Here is a 19545-nt window from a genome sequence, read left to right on the forward strand (position 1 = left end):
CGAAACCCTTAGCGATGGCCGTACACGCGCGGACGCGTGTAATAGTCGATGAGCGGAACGGTAATGTTGGCGAGCAGGACGGCAAACGCGACGCCGTCCGGGTAACCGCCAAAGCTGCGGATCAGCCATACCAGCAGGCCTGCCAGCGCACCGAAGATCAGGCGGCCGCGGTTAGTCGTTGACGCTGTAACCGGATCGGTCAGGATAAAGAAGGCGCCCAGCATGGTCGCACCGGAGAGCAAATGCATCTGCGGGCTGGCGAGTGATTCAGGAGAGAATACCCATCCCAGCGTGGCGCAAACCGCCAGCGTCACGAGGAAGCTAACCGGAATATGCCAGCGAATGGCTTTCTGCTGCAGCAGGAACAGGCCGCCCAGCAGATACGCCAGGTTGACCCACTGCCAGCCCGCACCCGCCAGCATGCCGCTGTAAATCGCGGATTTCATGATCTGATCAACGCTGTGCCCGGCATGCAGGGACGTTTTAAAGGTATCGAGAGGCGTCGCCTGGCTGATACCGTCCACGCCCATGCGCAGGGCGTTCATATCAGCGCCGAGCGCTGTATGGCCGGTAAAGATAACGTGCAGGGCATCCATAAAGCCCGGAACCGTGGCCGCAATCTCGTGCGGTGGCAGCCAGCTGGTCATCTGCACCGGGAAGGAGATCAGCAGCACCACGTAGCCAATCATCGCCGGGTTAAACGGGTTATGGCCGAGCCCGCCGTACAGCTGTTTGGCAATGATCACGGCAAACACGGTACCGAGCATGACCATCCACCACGGGGCAAACGGCGGAATACTGATGGCGAGCAGCAGGCCGGTCAGCAGCGCTGAGTTGTCAGCCAGAATACGTGACACCGCCATCTTACGCAGCTTCAGGACGAGCGCTTCCGCCGCGACGGCGCTGGCGCAGCCCAGGGCTATCTGGAACAGGGTTCCCCAGCCGAAAAACCAGCACTGAACGGCAATGCCCGGCAGCGCGGCCAGGCAGACCAGCATCATAATGCGTGATGTCTGACGCTGGTTGTGGGTGTAAGGGGAACTTGCGATTCTGAAAACCATTTAATCCTCGTTTACGGCTTGCTGTGCGGCTTTCTTCGCCTGAACGCGCGCAATGGCGGCGGCGACGGCGGCCTTGCGCGGGTCATCGTTGGCGGCCTGCGGCTCTTCCTGCTGCGCAGCCTTACGGGCTTTAGCGCGGGCAATCGCCGCTTCGACGGCGGCTTTACGCGGGTCGACCGGTGGTGCTTCTGATACTGCCTCTGGCGCCTGCTGCGCAGCCTTGCGGGCTTTGGCGCGAGCAATCGCCGCTTCAACGGCGGCTTTGCGTGGATCGACCGCTTCTTGCTCGACGACTACCTGCTGCTCTCCAGCTTTACGGGCCTTGGCCCGGGCAATCGCCGCTTCAACGGCCGCTTTACGCGGGTCGACCTCAGTATCTGCCTGAACCGTTTGCGCTTTTTCCGCCTGACGCGCGCGAGCCGCAGCCTTTCGCGCTTCGCGGGCGGCAATCGCTTCGCTGTTATCCGGTTTTTCCCCGGCCTGGATCACCACCGTCTGGGCGGCATCGGCTTTTTTCTCGCGAACGCGCGCCAGTGCGGCGTTGATCGCATCCTGATCTTTCCCGGCAGGCTGAACGGCGGCCTGCTTATGGCGTTCCTGACGGGCGATTTTTTCGCGCTCAAGTCGCGCCTGACGCGCTTCGAAACGTGCCTTGGCTTCCGCGGCGCGTTTTTCTTCCATGGAAATGGCATAAATCTCGGCCTTCTCCTGACGGAAGTATTGCACCAGCGGAATGTTGCTTGGGCAGACCCAGGCGCAGGCGCCGCATTCAATGCAGTCGGCCAGGTTATGGGATTTTGCCTTGTCGTGCAGCTGGCCTTTGCTGTACCAGTACAGCTGCTGCGGGAGCAGATCCGCCGGACAGGCATCGGCACAGGCGCTGCAGCGGATGCAACCTTTCTCTTCCTGCTCTTCACCCATTTCGGTGGGGGAAGGAGCGAGCAGACAGTTCGTGATTTTCACTACCGGAACGTCCAGCCACGGCAGCGTAAAGCCCATCAGCGGGCCACCCATGATCACCATCTGGTCGCTGGCCGGGCAAAAGTCAGCCTGTTCCAGCAGATGTCGCACCGGCGTACCCAGACGCGCCCAGACGTTGCCCGGACGGGAAACCGACTCGCCGGTCAGCGTCACCACGCGCTCGGTCAACGGCTCGCCGTCAATCACCGCGCGTTTCACCGCATAGGCGGTGCCGACGTTTTGCATCAGCACGCCGATATCCGAAGAGCGTCCGCCGTGCGGCACCTGCTTGCCGGTGAGAATTTGCGTCAGCTGTTTTGCGCCGCCAGAAGGGTACTTGGTCGGGATAACGCGCAGGCTAATATCGTGACTGCCCGCCAGCACGGCGCGCAGCATCGAGATGGCCTGCGGTTTATTGTCTTCGATACCAATCAGCACTTCCCGCGGCTTCAGAATGTGCGCCAGGATGCGAATGCCTTCCACCACCTGAGCGGCACAATCCTGCATCAGACGATCGTCTGCGGTGATATACGGCTCGCACTCGGCGGCGTTGATAATCAACGTCTGGATGTTATCGCCACCGCCGCGCAGCTTGACGCCGGTCGGGAAGCCCGCGCCGCCCAGCCCGGCGACGCCGAACTGATGAATACGTTCGATAAGCGCTTCGCGGCTCTGGCTGCGGTAGTCGCTCCAGCCGTCACGATCGATCCAGCGGTCTTCACCGTCGGCTTCAATGATCACGCTCAGCTCCGATAGAGCGGACGGATGAGCCACCGTATGAGGGGCAATCGCCACCACTTTACCGGAGGTGGGGGCGTGCACTGGCAGCATGCGTCCACGGCCAAAGGTCAGAGGCTGACCGCGAAGAACCGTATCGCCTTCTTTCACGCACAGCTCGCCCTCAGCGCCAATATGCTGCTTGAGCGGCATGACGTAACGCGTCGCCAGCGGAATTTGACGCAGCGGCGTGCCGTTGGACTGGGTTTTCATCTCTGGCGGATGAATACCGCCGTCAAAGTCCCAAATCTTCTCTTTTCTGAAAGCAGAAAATAACTTAAGCATGTTGTTCCACAGGAATGATGCGAACCGGAATGGTTTGAAGATCCCACTTCCAGCTTTCGGTAGTCGTTTCAACCGGGCGCAGCTCAATACATTGCGTCGGGCAGGGGGCCACGCAGAGGTTACAGCCGGTGCACAGATCCGCCACGACGGTGTGCATGGCGCGGGTGGCGCCAACAATGGCGTCAACCGGGCAGGCCTGAATACATTTGGTACAGCCGATGCAGTTTGCCTCGTCGATCACGGCGAGGGCGCGAACCGGTTCCTGCACATCCGCATCGCCATCAACGGGCTGCGGATCGACGTTAAGCAGGGCTGCAATTTTCAGCATTACCGCTTCGCCGCCGGGGGCGCAGCGGTTAATTTTTTCACCCTGAATCCCTACCGCTTCGGCATAGGGACGGCAGCCCGGGTAGCCGCACTGCCCGCACTGGCTTTGCGGCAAAAGCTCATCAATTTTTTCAACAACGGGATCGTCCTCTACCGCGAAGCGGCGGGAGGCGTAACCCAGGATAAGGCCAAACACCAACCCCAGGACGCTGATAGAGGCGATGGCAATCCAGATAGCATTCATTACAACTTCACCAGACCACTAAAGCCCATAAAGGCCAGAGACATTAAACCCGCGGTCACCAGCGCAATCGCGTTACCGCGGAAGGGCGCAGGGATATCCGCTGCCGCCAGACGCTCGCGAATCGACGCGAACAGGACCATAACAAATGAGAAACCGACGGCGGCGGAAAAACCGTACAGCGCCGACTGCATGAAGTTATGGCCAAGGTTGATGTTCAGCAGCGCAACGCCGAGAACGGCGCAGTTGGTGGTGATCAGCGGCAGGAAGATACCCAGCAGGCGATAGAGGGCCGGGCTGGTTTTACGCACCACCATTTCAGTAAATTGCACAACAACCGCAATGACCAGAATAAAAGCCAGCGTACGAAGATAGATTAACCCCAGCGGGATGAGGATCCAGGTATCAATCAACCACGCGCAGATGGACGCCATCGTCATGACGAAGGTTGTCGCCAGCCCCATGCCCATCGCCGTTTCCAGCTTTTTGGACACGCCCATAAACGGGCACAGGCCAAGGAACTTCACCAGAACGAAGTTGTTAACCAGCACGGTGCCGACAAAGAGCAGTAAGTAATCGGTCATTATTTAGCCTGAAATAAAAAAGCCGCCTATTATCGGACAAACTCACGCAGGCGACAACAGGTTATCTGTAAGGTTATTACGGGTTCACGAAGGTGTTTTTCACCCGCGTCGAACGCTTGAAATAGGGGACCAGCAGCGCGGCGGCCAGTAACGGGAAAAGCAGCTGACGAACGGCCAGAGCGTCTGATACGGGCGAAAAAGCAAAGGCTTTCACCGCCAGCAGAACCGAAATCAGCAGCCAGATAATGTAGTGTTTAGGTACACTTTTGCGGCGCTTAAAGAAAGCGATGGTCAACCACAGGGTGTAGTACCACATTCCAATTGCGAAAATGAACGACACAAACCACATCGCAATATTCAGCACGCTTTGCGACATCAGTGTCTGGATGGCGTGAGGGGTAATCAGTGCGGTGGTATACAGCAGCAGCGCAAGCGATGCGCTTAATAAGGCAACCAGCAGCCATGCCAGTGGGGCGATTAACCAGCCTCCAATGCGATCTCCAGGCTTTGCGGTCATGAACTCTCCCATAATCTGCGCGAAATGTTGTACAGCCAGTTTGCAGGGCGGAGAGTATATAACATTTCGCGCGGATGGCTACTTTCTTATAAAACGTAACGCCATACGGACTTAGGCACTTCACCCACGTTGAACAAACGACCTCCGGAAACCAGTTCCGCACGGCGATGGTCAGCGGCGCGATACATATTAATGATGTCCTGATTATCCGACAGGGTGTAGTTCAGATGGTCAAACAGTTTTTCCAGGCTCTCAAGCGAATTGATCTTGCGAAATTTTAATAAATAGTCCTGAACTGTCATATTAATAAGTTTCCATATAAAAGTGAGTAATACCAGTTAAGGTAATTCGTTCGAATAATAAACGGATTAATAAAGACGTAAACAGCCCACTCAGGTAACGCGACGAAATTAGGAGTTTTCTTTGCTGAAATTCAGGCATCAGACGATGCCTGGAAGAGAAGGTTAACCGTGTTCACCAGGGCTGGCAATAAGTAACTGACATATTATGTCACTATTTATTGCAGTAACCGGTTACTTAGGTTGGGCGACTGTGACAGGCTCCGGCGGCTGGTAGTTATCGATATGGCTGGCAACGCCCAGCAAAATGACCGAAACCCCAAGGACAATCCATCCCGCTAATTCAATGATTCGATTAATAATTGACGTCATGATTCGTAGTTGTACTTTATCCATAAATACAGGTCGCAAATGTTACAGCGACGTTTCCCCGACGGCAAGCGCTTTGGGAACGGTTCCCTTAAACAAAATCAGTGGGTTAATACTATGTAACAAAAACAACCCGTACAACCTGCTATTTTAACTCATATGGCACATTATTAATCTGTGGTAATGCCAGGCTAGTCAGTGTGAAATAAGAACGTCATAAAAGAGGATGGCACTATGAGTGATAATATCCGCGTTGGGCTTATCGGCTACGGGTATGCAAGCAAAACGTTTCATGCGCCTCTGATAGCCGGAACGCCGGGGATGACCCTGGCTGCGGTATCCAGCAGCGATGCCGCTAAAGTCCATGCCGACTGGCCTTCCGTGCCGGTTGTCTCTGAGCCAAAACACCTTTTCAACGATCCGAATATTGATTTAATCGTTATCCCCACCCCGAACGACACCCACTTCCCACTGGCAAAGGCCGCGCTGGAGGCCGGTAAGCACGTGGTTGTCGATAAGCCTTTTACCGTCACGCTGTCTCAGGCTCGCGAGCTGGATGCGCTGGCAAAGAGTCTCGGCAGGCTGCTGTCGGTGTTTCATAACCGTCGCTGGGACAGCGACTTTCTGACGGTAAAAATGCTTCTCAGTGAAGGCACGCTAGGGGAGATCCTCTTTTTTGAATCGCACTTTGACCGCTTCCGTCCGCAGGTACGAGACCGCTGGCGCGAGCAGGCTGGTCCAGGCAGCGGCATCTGGTACGATTTAGCCCCGCATCTGCTGGATCAGGCCGTCAATCTTTTTGGTCTGCCGGTGAGCATGACGGTCGATCTGGCCCAGCTCCGGCCCGGCGCGCAGACCACCGATTACTTCCACGCGGTGCTCAGCTACCCGCAGCGGCGGATTGTGCTGCACGGCACGATGGTCGCGGCCGCGGAATCGGCCCGCTACATTATTCACGGCACGCGCGGGAGCTACGTGAAGTTTGGCCTCGATCCGCAGGAGGACCGGCTGAAAAGCGGTGAACGTTTGCCGCAGGAAGACTGGGGCTATGATATGCGCGACGGCGTGGTAACGCGGGTGGAAGGTGAGGAACTGGTAGAGGAGACCTTGCTGACGATCCCGGGCAACTATCCGGCCTATTACGCGGGCATCCGCGATGCGCTGAACGGCACGGGCGAAAATCCGGTTCCGGCCAGCCAGGCGATTCAGATTATGGAACTGATTGAGCTGGGTATTGAATCTGCCAAACATCGCGCCACGCTCTGTCTGGCATAATTTTAAATATTTTTGTAGGCCGGGTAAGGCGTAGCCGTCACCCGGCAAATGCTCAACCGCGAGCCACTTTATCTTTAAGCGCCTGCTTCTCTTCAGGCGTCAGGAAGGCGATCTCCAGCCCGTTGATCTGCGCCTGACGGATCTGCTCGCGGCTCAGACCCGCCTGCGGTGCGGCGATGTTGTATTCGTGGATGATATCCACGCCCTGTACCGCCGGATCGTCAGTGTTCAGTGAGGCCAGCACACCGTGCTCAAGGAACGTTTTCAGCGGATGATGCGCCAGCGTTGCGACGGTGCTGGTCTGAATGTTAGACGTCAGGCACGACTCAATCCCGATACGCTGCTCCGCCAGGAAATCCATCAGGGCGCGATCTTCTACGGCCTTCACGCCATGACCGATGCGCTCGGCGCCCAGCTCGCGGATGGCCTGCCAGATGCTTTCCGGGCCAGCCGCTTCACCCGCATGCACGGTAATGTGCCAGCCGGCATCGCGCGCGCGGTTGAAGTGGGAGAGGAACAGACTGCCCGGGAAGCCCAGCTCGTCACCGGCGAGATCGACGGCGGTGATGGCATCGCGATGGGCCAGCAGCGCTTCCAGCTCCTGCAGGCAGGCGGCTTCGCCGAACGTACGGCTCATAATGCCAATCAGACGGGCCTGAACGTCGAAGGTTTTACATCCTTCGCGTACGCCTTCAATCACGGCTTCCACCACGCCTGCAACGGGCAGGTTGTGGGTCATCGCCATATAGCCCGGCGAGAAGCGCAGCTCGACGTAATGCAGGCCGTTACGGGCCGCATCTTCGATGTTTTCAAACGCCACGCGGCGACAGGCATCCAGCGAGGCCAGCATCTTTACGCCCCAGTCGAGTTTGCTCAGGAAGCTGACCAGGTCCGGTTCATTGGAGGTCACCTGTACGTGAGGGATCAGCGACTCAAGCGTCTGCGCAGGAAGCGTTAAATTGAACTGGCGGCCAAGATCGAGGATGGTTTGGGCACGAATGTTACCGTCAAGGTGACGATGAATATCAGTTAAAGGCAGGCGTATATCAATCATGGTCGCACTCTTTTCTGGTTAAAGTGCGCCATATTATAAAAACAAAACGGGGTAAAAAGCTATTTGCGCAAGGGAATATTCCGTTGCGCAAATTGATTACAGGAGCGTGTTAATCCCGGCAATGAGGCGTAGCACCCCTTGTTCAAGCTTGCTGCGCGGACAGCCGGCGTTCAGGCGAACAAAGCCGTTTCCCTCTTTGCCGTAGGTATATCCCGGCATGATGGCGACTTTTTGCTGCTCGATCAGCACTTTTTGCAGCGCCCGATCGTCAATGTTCAGCGGGCGCAGGTCAATCCAGGCCAGGTAGGTCGCTTCGGGCGGTTGCCAGTTCAGTTTCGGAAAGGCGCGGTTTACTTCCTGCGCGATATACAACAGATTCTCTTCCAGATAGCCCCGCAGGGCATCCAGCCACGGCGCTCCCTGCTGATAGGCGGCGATATGCGCCGTTAGCGCCAGCACGGAAGGGGAAGAGAGGCCGTCCCGGCCTTTTAACGCGCTGAGATAACCGTTACGGCTCGCTTCATCGCCGATCAGGCCGTAAGCGCCCGTCAGCGCCGGAATATTAAAGCTTTTCGAGCCGGAGGTGAGAAGCGCCCATTTGCCGCGCGCCACCGCGCTCCACGGCGTGTGACGATGCTCTCCCCACACCATATCCATATGAATTTCATCGCTGATAACCGCCACGTCATAGCGTGCGCACAGCTCCGCCATGTACGTCAGCTCGTCCCGCGTCCAGACCTTGCCGGTCGGGTTTTGCGGGCTGCACAGCAGCAAAATTTTGTTTTCAGGTTTTGCCAGGGCCGCTTCCAGCGCCGCCATATTTCCCTGCCAGCCTGCGGCATGCTTTTCCATCTCCACGGGCACCACATGACGCGCATTCCCTTCAATAGCTTTGTAAAACGCGTCGTATGCCGGGGTGTGAACCACTACGCCGTCGCCGGGGTGTGACCAGAGACGAATCAGCTCTGACACCATGTAGATAACGGAAGGACCATAAACGACGGTTTCCGTATCAATCGCGCTGTTAAAGCGCTGCTGGAACCAGTGCGCGACGGCGGCGAGAAACTCATCGTTCTTCCAGCGGCTGTAGCCCAGCACGCCGTGATTAATGCGCTGATGCAGCGCGTCGGTAATGCAGGGCGCGGTGGCGAAATCCATATCCGAGATGGTGAAGGGCAGCAGGTCGGCCGCGCCAAAGCGGTCGGCGACGTAGTCCCACTGCGTACACCAGGTGCCGTGTCGATCCACGACGGTAGAAAAATCAAACATGACGTGAGTCCTTAAAGTAAAACCCCCTCATGAGAGGGGGCTGAGGCATCAGGCTTCTACTGTTCGCATCAGGGTGGCCAGCTCATCCTTCACCGACTGGACCTGCGGGCCGATAACCACCTGCAAATTGTGCTGATTTAACTGTACCACGCCGATGGCCCGGTTGGCTTTCAGGGCGTTGGTATCCACTTTTGACATATCCGCCACCGACAGACGCAGGCGGGTGATGCAGTTATCAAGCGAGGTGATGTTATCCGCGCCGCCCAGCGCCGCCAGAATGGCCGGTGTGTTGTAGCCGGATTTTCCCACGGTTCCGGCAACCGCCTGTTCAACGCTGCTCGCCGTATCGGTATCGCGGCCAGGCGTTTTCAGGTTAAAACGGGTGATGGCGAAGCGGAAGATGCCGTAGTAAACCGCAAACCAGATAGCCGCCACGACCGGCACCAGGTACCACTTGGTGGACAGGCCGTGCAGGATCCCGAACACCACGAAGTCGATCACGTTGCCGTCGGTGTTGCCGATGGTAACGCCCAGCACCGCCATCACGGTAAAGCCCAGACCGGTCAGCACCGCGTGGATGAGGTACAGCACCGGTGCGACGAACAGGAACAGGAATTCGATTGGCTCGGTGGTACCGCCCACGACGCAGGCGATCACGCCGGAAATGAGCAGGCCTTTAATTTTATGACGGTTTTCCGGGCGCGCGCAGTGGTACATCGCCAGCGCGGCACCCGGCAGGCCGCCGAGGAAAGCAGGCATTTTACCCTGGGACAGGAAGCGGGTGGCGCTTTCCGAAAAGCCGTGGGTGGTCGGACAGCTCAGCTGCGCCTGGAAGATGGTCAGCGCGCCGCTCACGTCGTGACCGCACACCTCCATGGTGCCGCCCGCTTCGGTGAAGCGAATCAGGGCCACCAGGATATGCTGCAGGCCAAACGGCAGGAGCAGACGCTCGCCGGTGCCGAAGATCATCGGACCGAAATCTCCCGCGCCGTTGATGATGCGGCCAATACCGTTGATGCCCATCGCAAAGACCGGCCAGATCAGCGGAATGATCAGACCAAACAGGCCCATCACCACCAGGGTGATAATCGGCACGAAGCGGGTACCGCCGAAGAAGGCCAGGGCATCCGGCAGCCGGATATTGTGGAAGCGCTCGTGCAGCATCCAGATAATCACACCCGCGATCACTGCCCCGAGGATCCCGGTATCAATAGACTGGATACCGATCACGCTCTGAATGTTGTTGGCTTTCAGCACGGCGGCGTCGGTGGTCGGCAGAATGCCTTTCGCGGTCAGCCAGAAGTTAACAGCGAGGTTCATCACCGCGTAGCCCACAAACCCGGCAAACGCCGCGACGCCTTTATTTTCGCGCGCCAGGCCCAGCGGGATAGCGATACAGAACATCACGGGCAGGAAGCTAAACGCAAAGGAGCCGACTTTACTCATCCAGATGAAGATCGCCTGCAGCACCGGGGTACCGAGGAACGGAATCAGCGTGATGACGTCTTTACTGCTCAGCGAGCTGCCGATCCCGAGCATAATCCCGCAGAACGAGAGGAGTGCCACGGGCAGCATAAAGGTTTTACCCAGTTGCTGGAAAAATTCCCACAGCGATATTTTTTGTGCTGCTTTCGCCGTCATAAAACGACTCCTTTATTGTTAAAATCAGTTTACCTGCTTCAATGCTGCGAGAAGATAAAACGTTTTATCAAAGTTTAGTGCGCTCTAAATCACATTCTCAGGCTTTGACTGATAGTATAAAGATAACGTATTGATAAAACGTTTTACCGAACTCATTTCAGGGAGTCACGCCAACACATGGCTGTAGCGAAAAAAATCACCATCAACGATGTCGCGCTGGCGGCGGGCGTTTCCGTCAGCACCGTTTCTCTGGTGCTAAGCGGAAAAGGGCGCATCTCTCCTGCGACCGGTCAGCGGGTGAACGAGGCGGTTGAGCAGCTGGGTTTTGTGCGTAACCGTCAGGCGTCGGCGCTGCGCGGTGGGCAAAGCGGGGTGATTGGCCTGATTGTTCGCGACCTGACGTCACCTTTCTATGCAGAGTTGACCGCCGGGTTAACCGAAGCGCTTGAAGCGCAGGGGCGGATGGTCTTTCTTCTGCACGGCGGTCGCGAGGCCGATCAGCTTCTTTCCCGGCTCGATATGCTGCTGAATCAGGGTGTTGACGGGGTAATCGTCGCCGGAGCGTCGGGCGTGGGCAGCGAGCTGTGCGCGCGCGCCGCCGAAAAAGGCGTGCCGCTGGTGTTTGCTTCGCGCGCCAGCTACCTGGACGAGGCCGATACGCTGCGCCCGGATAACATGCAGGCCGCACAAATGTTGACCGAGCATCTTATTCGTCGCGGGCATCAGCGCATCGCCTGGCTGGGCGGGAAAAGCTCGTCCCTGACCCGCGCCGAGCGGGTCGGCGGCTACTGCGCGACGCTGATTAAATACGGTCTGCCGTTCCACAGCGAATGGGTCGTGGAGTGTGAATCCAGCCAGAAGAAAGCGGCGGAAGCGATAGGCGCGCTGCTGCGAAGCAGTCCGACGATCAGCGCCGTGATTTGCTACAACGATGTGATTGCCATGGGCGCCTGGTTTGGCCTGATCCGCGCCGGGCGTCAGAGCGGCGAGGGCGGGGTGGAAACCTTCTTCGGCCATCAGGTGGCGCTGGGGGCGTTCGCCGACGTCGGTGAAAACGCGCTAGACGATCTGCCGATCGTCTGGGCTACCACCCCTGCGCGGGAGATGGGCTACACGCTGGCGGACAGGATCATGCAGCGCATCGACAACACGGACGTTCAGGCCGGACACCAGATTGTGGCGGCGCGGCTGGTGACGGTAAAATAATATCAGGCGGGTTGCGTTAGCGGATTGAGCAACAGTTCGGCTTCCAGCGCTTCCACAAACTTTCGTACTTTTGCCGGGATCAGCCGGGAGGTCGGGTAAACCGCCCAAACGGCCAGCGATTCCGGCTGGGCATCCTCCAGGACGATCCGCACGAGTTTACCCTCTCTGAACGCCGGCTCTACGTACCAGCGGGATAAATTGGCGATCCCCAACCCTCCCAGGCAGGCTTCGAAAATGGCCTCAATAGAGTTCGCGGAGAATCGGCCCGACACCTTTTGTTTGTAGCGCTGTTCACCCTGTTCGAATGACCAGTGGACGGTATCTGACGTGGTCAGACAGCTGTGTGCCGCCAGATCGTTAAACGATTTTGGATAGCCATTCGCGGCAAGATACGCCGCGCTGGCGCAGAGATCGCGAGGGTTGTGACACAGGCGATGGGCAACCAGCCGGTTATCGCGCAGTGGCGCAATGCGTAATGCCACGTCTATGCCTTTTCCGACAATATCAACCTGTTCGTCGGTGGCGAGTAAATCGACCTGCAGGGCGGGATGTTGCTGCATGAACCGGGTCAGCATGGGAGCAACGATCTTACGGCCAAACCCCGCTGAGGCTGTAATGCGCAGTCGTCCGGAAAGGTGCGTCCCCTCGGGAAACAGATCGGCCAGCGCGTTATTTTTATCTTCCAGCAACGCCTGAGCATGGGGCAAAAAAACGGCCCCATCGCTGGTGGGTGAGAGGGAACGCGTGGTGCGGTGCACCAGCCTGACCCCCAGTTCAGCCTCAAGATTATTAAGAGACCGCGATGCCGCCATGGCGCTCACAGAGAGCCGACGCGCGGCGCCCGCCAGGCTACCCGCCTTGACGGCTTCGACAAACACTTCAACGTCTTCCAGTTTCATTGTATCGATTTTCGTTATGCTGACTTATCAAAGTACATATCTACATTATTTATCGTTACGCTGCCATAGTCTCTTCACAACCTGAAAAATATCAATCTGGAGTGAAGATGAAAAAGTTGAAAACGGTTCTGGCGCTCAGCGGCCTGCTCCTGGCAGGCACATCGTGGGCAGATGCCCCGGCGCAGGTGAAACAGCAGGTTCCGGGCTATTATCGTCTGGCAGTCGGGAAATATGAGGTGACGGCGCTGTTCGACGGCTATAACGATCTTTCGCCTGCCTTACTACACGGGATCTCAGGCGACAAGGTTCGCGAACTGCTGGCTCAACACAAAATTGATGCCGAACGCATGCCTACCGCTTTTAACGCCTTTCTGGTGAATACCGGTAAACACCTGGTCATGATTGACAGCGGGGGTGGCCACTGCATGGCGGAAACGGCCGGTCAGCTGGTCAGCAATATGAACGCATCAGGGTACCGTCCCGAGCAGGTTGATACCATTTTCCTGACCCACCTGCATCTTGACCACGTATGCGGCCTGAGCGATGCAGAGGGTAAGGCGTTGTTCCCCAATGCCACCGTCTACGTACCGCAGGGGGAGGCCGACTACTGGCTTGATCCCGCAAAAGAAGCGAGCGCGCCGGCTAATGCGAGGGAGTATTTCGCTATCGCCAGGAATGCGCTGTCCGCGTATAAAGCCGCCGGGCACCTTAAAACCTTCGTCCCGCCCGCTTCGCCGATCCCGGAAGTCCAGACGGCATATGCCATAGGGCATACGCCAGGCAGTACCGTTTATCGCTTCGCGTCGCAGGGGACGGCTATCAACTTCATTGGGGATTTGATTCATGCTCCTGCCGTCCAGTTCCCGCACCCTGAAGTGTCTATTCGCTTTGATGTCGATCCGAAAAAAGCTATCTCATCCAGGGCGCAGGAGTTTAACGCGCTGGCAAAAGACGGTGAGTGGATGGCCGCAGCGCATCTGCCTTTCCCCGGTATCGGGCATATCACTTCCGGGCTGCAGGGCTATAGCTGGAATCCCGTCAATTACGGACCTTATCAGCGTGCGGCCAACGTGCCTCTGCTGAAATAAAGTGAGGTGACGAGCATGAAAAGTTACACCGTAATGGCAAACGGTATCCGACAGTTCGTTGTAGAAGAGGGTGAAGGCGCACCGGTTATTCTTTTGCATGGTTTTCCAGAAACAAACTATGCCTGGCGGTACCAGATACCCGTACTGTCCCGGCACTACCGCGTGATTGCGCCAGATTTACGCGGGTATGGCGAAACGGATAAACCTGCTTCTGGCTATGATAAGCGCAATATGGCGCGGGACATCCGGGAACTGATGCGTGTGCTGGGTTTGCAGAAAGTGGTGCTGGTGGGGCACGATCGCGGCGCGCGCGTCGCAACGCGGTTTGCAAAAGATTACCCTGAGCTGGTGGATCGACTGGTGGTGATGGATAACGTGCCAACGCGTATTGTGGCGCGCGATCTGAATACGTCGATTGCGCGTGCGTACTGGTTCTTCCTGTTTCATCTTGTGCCAGACCTGCCGGAAGCGCTGATTGCGGGTCGGGAGCATATCTGGCTGCGCCACTTTTTCTCGGACTGGACCTACAATCCGTCGACCATCAGCGGCGAGGCGTTTGATACCTATGTTCGGGCGTATCAGGCGCCGGGTGCCGTGCGTGGCGCAATGGCTGACTATCGTGCCAACGCAGAGGATGTGGCGCAGGATATGGCTGACGCTGAGGTGAAAATCACCTGCCCGGTAATGTCGCTGTGGGGTAATGACTTTCATGCGGTCGGCAAGCTTTTCGATATGGAAAGCGTCTGGGCCGAAATGGCGGAAAACCTGCGGGCGCAGGGGATTGATGAGTGCGGCCATCTGCCGCAGGAGGAGCAGCCAGAGAAAGTGAACGCGCTTCTGCTGGATTTCCTTGCTGGATGGAAAAGTTAGCGGGCAATAAAAAACCCCTCATGCGAGGGGTTTTGCTGTTTACTGCTGCGGTGCCGCTGGTTCGGCTGGCGCTGCCGGTGCTGCCGGTGCTGCCGGTGCTGCCGGTTCCGGCATCCCCAGCGTCGGCATACCAAACATGCCGACGAAGTCTTCCAGCGGCATCTTCTCGCCGTTGAGCGTTACCTGGCCGTTGGCGTACTGCAGGCTGGTGGAGATCGTGTTGTTTTCCACTTTGGTGATGCGGAACATCTGGCCCATGGCCGCCAGACCTTTCACCTGCTGGTTCGCCAGCTTGCCGGCGTCTTCATCGCCGTAGCCTTCCAGCTTCGCAATCTGGGTCATAAACTCGGTCGCCATATCCATCGGGATGGTCAGCTTGCTGTCGAGCGACTTCACGCTGCGATCCACTTCCTGCGCCAGCGTCTGCGGTGCACCCGTTGCGGTTGCCGGATCTTTCAGGAACAGCGACAGGTTAAAGCTGGTTTCGCCTTTGCTGTTTTTCCAGCTCAGCGGCGCAACGGTGATCACCGGCTCGCCTTTCAGCAGAACAGGCAGGTTGTTGAACAGTACCGCCATCGCCTGCTGCTGATACACCTCAGGGTTCTGCTGGAGTGCGGCATCGGTCAGCAGCGCCTGGCTCTCTTTGCTGTATTTCTGGCTAAACTCGTGCCACGCCTGGCCGTCGATATTGCCGATCTTCAGCGACAGCTTGCCGGTGCCCAGATCCTGATTCTGCACCTTCAGGCTCTTCAGCGTGTAATCCAGCTGCGTGTTGATGCTTTTACCGTCTTTGGAAACGTCAGATTTGCCGTTGACGTCCATGCCTTCCAGCACGGCCATCTCTTTTCCTTCAACCGCAATGGCCACCTTGTCGAGAGAGAGTTTCTGATCGCCGATACGCTCCTGGAAATCGGTCATTCGGCTGTTGCCGTCGGCTTTCAGGTTGTTGAAGGTGAGCTGAACCTTTTGGTTATATTCGTTCACGGCATTGACCAGACCGCTTTCCGCTTCACCCGTCAGGGAGAACACGTTTCCGTCGCGGTCAGCGTCAAGTTTGAATTGACCGCCGCTGAAGGCGACTTTCTCATTCTCTTTCTCGTAGTTCAGCGCTTTCAGGGCAATATTGGAACTCGTGTCACCGGCATAGCTAATTCGGGTATTAATGTCGAAAGGCGATTCATTCTTCGCCAGGTCAAACAGCGGTTTGGTGACGTCGTTATTCACCAGCACGGTATGAACGGACGCCATCGAAGGGAGCAGGTTAAAGGACTTCAGCTGCGCCAGCGGCAGAGGACCGTGGCTCACCACCTCATCCAGCACCACGCTCTGGCCCGGTTTCAGCCAGCCGTTTTCAGTACCGGCAACCGGCTTCACCACCAGCTGCATACGGCTGGTAAACACGCCGCGATGATAATTCTGGTAGCTCAGCTCAAGGCCCGCCTCCGGCGCGCTGCGCTTAATCTCTCCGTTAGCCTGCGCCACCATCTCAGCCAGACGGCCTTCCAGCTGTTTCCCGGTAAACCAGGAGGCACCCGTCCAGACCACGCCTAACGCTACAATCACTCCAACCGCTACGACCGATTTTTTCATTGCGACTATCCCTAAAATGAAACCAGGCGGTAAAAACCGCCTGGAGATATTAAGCCTGCAACTAGCTTAGCAAGAGTTGTTAAAAAATTCAGTAAGTGCTTAAAGCTTATTGAAAACGCGCGCCAGACGACCGGTGCCGCTTACGCTGACCGGTGATTCATTGGCTGCAACGAATGCTGACTCACCGGGCTTAAGCACCAGACGCTGTTCGCCTTTGCGCAGCGTCGCTTCGCCCTCGGCGCAGAACAGAATCGCCGCGCTTTCCTGCGCGATGGCGATTTCGGCCTGGCTCAGGTCGTGCAGGGAGAAAGCAAAATCTTCAACCGGAATCGGGAAGTCCAGCTCTGCGCCGTTTTTCACCGGCTGAGTCAGCAGCTCCGCGGCAGGTTTCGCCACAAACTTCACGTTGGCAACCAGCTCAGGAATATCAATGTATTTCGGCGTCAGGCCCGCGCGCAGCACGTTATCGGAGTTGGCCATTACCTCCAGCGCCACGCCCTGCAGGTAGGCGTGCGGGGTTTCGGCAAACAGGAACATCGCTTCGCCCGGGTTCAGCTTCACCACGTTCAGCAGCAGAGGGGAGAAAAGGCCGCTGTCGTCCGGGTAGAATTCGGAGATCAGACGGATAGTCTCCCACGGTTCACCCTGCTGGCTGCCCAGAGCCGCTTTCAGTACCGCCAGCGCGTGAGATTTCTCTTCACCCTGCATATTCAGCAGGCTGGCAAACAGCTGGCTGAGCGCGTCTGCGTTCGGGTTTTCAAGGAAGTGGGCGATAGCCTTGTGGGCACCCGCGACCGGTTGCAGCAGGGAAACGATCTCTGAAAACTCGCGGAACGCGTTCATCGCCAGGAACGGGGTCAGCGCAAAGACCAGCTCCGGCTTGTGGTTAGGATCTTTGTAGTTACGCTCGGCGGCGTCCAACGGAATACCCGCCGCGTTCTCTTTCGCAAAGCCGATTTCAGAGGCTTTCTTGTTCGGGTGAACCTGGATGGAGAGCGGCTGGTCGGCGCACAGCACCTTGAACAGGAACGGCAGTTCGCCGAAGCGCTGAGCCACCTTGTCGCCCAGCAGCGCGGCTTTATCGGCATCAATCACGTCACGCAGGCTGCGTACCTGGCCGCTGGCATCTTCAATTTTTGAGCTGCTCTTCGGGTGCGCCCCCATCCATAGTTCTGCCATCGGCAGGTTGTTCGGGTTCGCGATACCGTAGAGATCCGTTAACGCAGTTTTACTTCCCCAGGCGTAGTTTTGCACTGAGTTAATGAGTTTTTGCATTATCAAGCCCTGATTCAATTGTGGAATTAACTCCGGGTATTAAAGCAATAAACCTCATGGAAGTAACCTGTGGATGTAAAAAGTCGTACTAGTCTCAGTTTTTGTTAAAAAATTGTGTAGGATAAGCTGACTCGCTTTTAAGCCGGGCAGCGGAACATCTGCCCTGAATAAACAGACCGAAGCAGTAAGTGAGAGACCAATGTCGAATAAACCCTTCCATTATCAGGATCCTTTCCCCCTCAGTAAGGATCGGACCGAGTATTACCTGTTAACCCGCGATCACGTCTCCGTCTCTGAGTTTGAAGGACAAGAGATCCTCAAGGTCGATCCTCAGGCGCTAACGCTGCTGGCGCAGCACGCTTTCCACGACGCCTCGTTTATGCTGCGTCCTGCGCACCAGCAGCAGGTTGCCGATATCCTGAGCGACCCGCAGGCCAGCGAAAACGATAAATACGTTGCCCTGCAGTTCCTGCGTAACTCAGACATCGCGGCGAAAGGTGTTCTGCCTACCTGTCAGGACACCGGCACGGCGATTATCGTCGGTAAAAAAGGCCAGCGCGTCTGGACCGGCGGCGGTGACGAAGCGGCCCTGGCGCACGGCGTCTACAACACGTACACCGAAGATAACCTGCGCTATTCGCAAAACGCGGCGCTGGATATGTATAAAGAGGTCAACACCGGCACCAACCTGCCAGCACAGATCGATCTCTACAGCGTCGATGGTGACGAGTACAAATTCCTCTGCATCGCCAAAGGCGGCGGTTCAGCCAACAAAACCTATCTCTACCAGGAAACCAAGGCGCTGCTCACCCCGGGCAAGCTGAAGAACTACCTGGTTGAAAAGATGCGCACCCTCGGCACCGCGGCGTGCCCGCCGTACCATATCGCGTTTGTGATTGGCGGTACGTCGGCGGAAAGTACGCTGAAAACCGTCAAGCTGGCCTCAACCAAATACTACGACGGCCTGCCTACCGAAGGTAACGAGCATGGCCAGGCGTTCCGCGACGTGCAGCTTGAGCAGGAACTGCTGGAAGAAGCCCGAAATCTGGGCCTCGGCGCGCAGTTTGGCGGCAAATACTTTGCCCACGACGTGCGCGTGATCCGTCTGCCGCGTCACGGTGCCTCCTGTCCGGTCGGGATGGGCGTGTCCTGCTCTGCGGATCGCAACATCAAGGCGAAGATCAACCGCGAAGGCGTGTGGATCGAAAAACTGGAAAACAACCCAGGCAAATACATCCCGGAAGAGCTGCGCAAAGCGGGTGAGGGTGAAGCGGTTCGCGTCGATCTGAACCGTCCGATGAAAGAGATTCTGGCGCAGCTTTCGCAGTATCCGGTCTCGACCCGTCTCTCGCTGAACGGCACGATCATCGTGGGTCGCGACATCGCGCACGCGAAGCTGAAAGAGCGTCTGGACAACGGCGAAGGGCTGCCGCAGTACATTAAAGATCACCCGATCTACTACGCCGGTCCGGCGAAAACGCCTGAAGGTTACGCGTCCGGCTCGTTAGGTCCAACCACGGCGGGCCGTATGGACTCGTACGTTGACCAGCTGCAGGCTAACGGCGGCAGCATGATCATGCTGGCGAAAGGCAACCGCAGCCAGCAGGTGACGGACGCCTGCCACAAGCACGGCGGCTTCTACCTGGGCAGCATCGGAGGCCCGGCTGCGGTTCTGGCGCAGGGCAGCATTAAGAGCCTGGAGTGCGTTGAGTACCCGGAACTGGGTATGGAAGCGATCTGGAAAATTGAAGTGGAAGACTTCCCGGCGTTTATCCTGGTGGATGACAAAGGCAACGACTTCTTCAAGCAGATCCAGTCGTCCCAGTGTTCGGCGTGCGTGAAGTAATTCTGTAAATTGCCGGGTGGCGGCTGCGCCTTACCCGGCCTACGAGTCTGGTAGGTCGGGTAAGCGTTAGCGCCACCCGACATCAAAAAGAGCGCACAAAGCGCCATATCGT

At 57.3% G+C, this 19545-nt stretch carries 18 protein-coding genes; 5 read left to right on the forward strand and 13 right to left on the reverse strand.

The window, feature by feature from the left end; all coding sequences use genetic code 11:
• Positions 1–8: 8 nt before the first annotated feature.
• From rsxD to blr, 7 genes are all read right to left on the reverse strand, one after another.
• On the reverse strand, positions 9–1061 hold the full coding sequence (gene rsxD, locus INF68_RS06245) for an electron transport complex subunit RsxD (protein WP_109844365.1): 1053 nt from the start codon (positions 1059–1061) through the stop codon (positions 9–11).
• On the reverse strand, positions 1062–3083 hold the full coding sequence (rsxC, locus tag INF68_RS06250) for an electron transport complex subunit RsxC (RefSeq protein ID WP_109844364.1): 2022 nt from the start codon (positions 3081–3083) through the stop codon (positions 1062–1064).
• Complete coding sequence (rsxB, locus tag INF68_RS06255; protein ID WP_023335457.1) at positions 3076–3654, reverse strand: electron transport complex subunit RsxB; 579 nt, start codon at positions 3652–3654, stop codon at positions 3076–3078. The genes rsxC and rsxB overlap by 8 nt, the downstream gene beginning before the upstream one ends.
• Positions 3654–4235 carry an electron transport complex subunit RsxA gene (rsxA, locus tag INF68_RS06260; RefSeq protein ID WP_014883581.1) on the reverse strand — a complete coding sequence of 194 codons (582 nt, stop codon included), beginning with the start codon at positions 4233–4235 and terminating at the stop codon, positions 3654–3656. Before rsxA ends, rsxB begins: the two co-directional genes overlap by 1 nt.
• 76 nt (positions 4236–4311) lie before the next feature.
• The gene (locus INF68_RS06265) at positions 4312–4752 is read right to left on the reverse strand and encodes a DUF2569 domain-containing protein (protein ID WP_109844362.1); all 441 of its coding nucleotides are present in this window, start codon (positions 4750–4752) and stop codon (positions 4312–4314) included.
• Between the two features lie 86 nt (positions 4753–4838).
• On the reverse strand, positions 4839–5054 hold the full coding sequence (gene ydgT, locus INF68_RS06270; protein WP_013096896.1) for a transcription modulator YdgT: 216 nt from the start codon (positions 5052–5054) through the stop codon (positions 4839–4841).
• Positions 5055–5285: 231 nt separating this feature from the next.
• Complete coding sequence (blr, locus tag INF68_RS06275) at positions 5286–5411, reverse strand: division septum protein Blr (protein ID WP_168112406.1); 126 nt, start codon at positions 5409–5411, stop codon at positions 5286–5288.
• 243 nt (positions 5412–5654) lie between these two features.
• Here blr and INF68_RS06280 point away from each other — a divergent pair, with 243 nt between their 5' ends.
• Positions 5655–6695: an oxidoreductase gene (locus INF68_RS06280; RefSeq protein WP_126786141.1), complete on the forward strand. Its 1041-nt coding sequence runs from the start codon at positions 5655–5657 to the stop codon at positions 6693–6695.
• A gap of 52 nt (positions 6696–6747) precedes the next feature.
• On the opposite strand, the gene add is transcribed toward INF68_RS06280, so the two are convergent.
• The 3 genes from add to malX all read right to left on the reverse strand — a co-directional run bounded on the left by add (position 6748) and on the right by malX (position 10659).
• A complete protein-coding gene (gene add / locus INF68_RS06285; RefSeq protein ID WP_109844360.1) occupies positions 6748–7749 on the reverse strand; it encodes an adenosine deaminase in 1002 nt (333 codons plus the stop codon).
• 96 nt (positions 7750–7845) lie between these two features.
• Positions 7846–9018, reverse strand: coding sequence for a MalY/PatB family protein (locus INF68_RS06290; RefSeq protein WP_126786140.1), 1173 nt, complete (start codon positions 9016–9018; stop codon positions 7846–7848).
• 48 nt (positions 9019–9066) lie between these two features.
• Entirely contained in the window at positions 9067–10659 is a 1593-nt protein-coding gene (gene malX / locus INF68_RS06295) for a maltose/glucose-specific PTS transporter subunit IIBC (RefSeq protein WP_032638240.1), read from the reverse strand.
• 177 nt (positions 10660–10836) lie between these two features.
• Between malX and INF68_RS06300 the strand changes: the two genes are divergently transcribed.
• A complete protein-coding gene (locus tag INF68_RS06300; RefSeq protein ID WP_109844358.1) occupies positions 10837–11865 on the forward strand; it encodes a Mal regulon transcriptional regulator MalI in 1029 nt (342 codons plus the stop codon).
• A gap of 2 nt (positions 11866–11867) precedes the next feature.
• Here INF68_RS06300 and INF68_RS06305 read toward each other — a convergent pair whose 3' ends face one another.
• Positions 11868–12764, reverse strand: a complete 897-nt coding sequence (locus tag INF68_RS06305; RefSeq protein WP_126786139.1) for a LysR family transcriptional regulator — start codon at positions 12762–12764, stop codon at positions 11868–11870.
• Positions 12765–12871: 107 nt separating this feature from the next.
• Here INF68_RS06305 and INF68_RS06310 point away from each other — a divergent pair, with 107 nt between their 5' ends.
• Both INF68_RS06310 and INF68_RS06315 read left to right on the forward strand, forming a co-directional pair.
• The gene (locus INF68_RS06310; protein WP_126786138.1) at positions 12872–13852 is read left to right on the forward strand and encodes an MBL fold metallo-hydrolase; all 981 of its coding nucleotides are present in this window, start codon (positions 12872–12874) and stop codon (positions 13850–13852) included.
• Positions 13853–13867: 15 nt separating this feature from the next.
• A complete protein-coding gene (locus INF68_RS06315) occupies positions 13868–14722 on the forward strand; it encodes an alpha/beta fold hydrolase (RefSeq protein ID WP_126786137.1) in 855 nt (284 codons plus the stop codon).
• A 39-nt stretch (positions 14723–14761) separates the two neighbouring features.
• Here INF68_RS06315 and INF68_RS06320 read toward each other — a convergent pair whose 3' ends face one another.
• Positions 14762–16312 (reverse strand): YdgA family protein, encoded by a 1551-nt coding sequence (locus INF68_RS06320; RefSeq protein WP_126786136.1) that lies wholly within the window; start codon positions 16310–16312, stop codon positions 14762–14764.
• Positions 16313–16411: 99 nt separating this feature from the next.
• Positions 16412–17587, reverse strand: coding sequence for a mannose-6-phosphate isomerase (manA, locus tag INF68_RS06325; protein ID WP_126786135.1), 1176 nt, complete (start codon positions 17585–17587; stop codon positions 16412–16414).
• A 199-nt stretch (positions 17588–17786) separates the two neighbouring features.
• Here manA and fumA point away from each other — a divergent pair, with 199 nt between their 5' ends.
• Positions 17787–19433, forward strand: coding sequence for a class I fumarate hydratase FumA (gene fumA, locus INF68_RS06330; RefSeq protein ID WP_029740299.1), 1647 nt, complete (start codon positions 17787–17789; stop codon positions 19431–19433).
• Positions 19434–19545: the final 112 nt, after the last annotated feature.

Source organism: Enterobacter cloacae complex sp. P16RS2 (assembly GCF_014982155.1).
Classification (GTDB): Bacteria; Pseudomonadota; Gammaproteobacteria; order Enterobacterales; family Enterobacteriaceae; genus Enterobacter; species Enterobacter cloacae_M.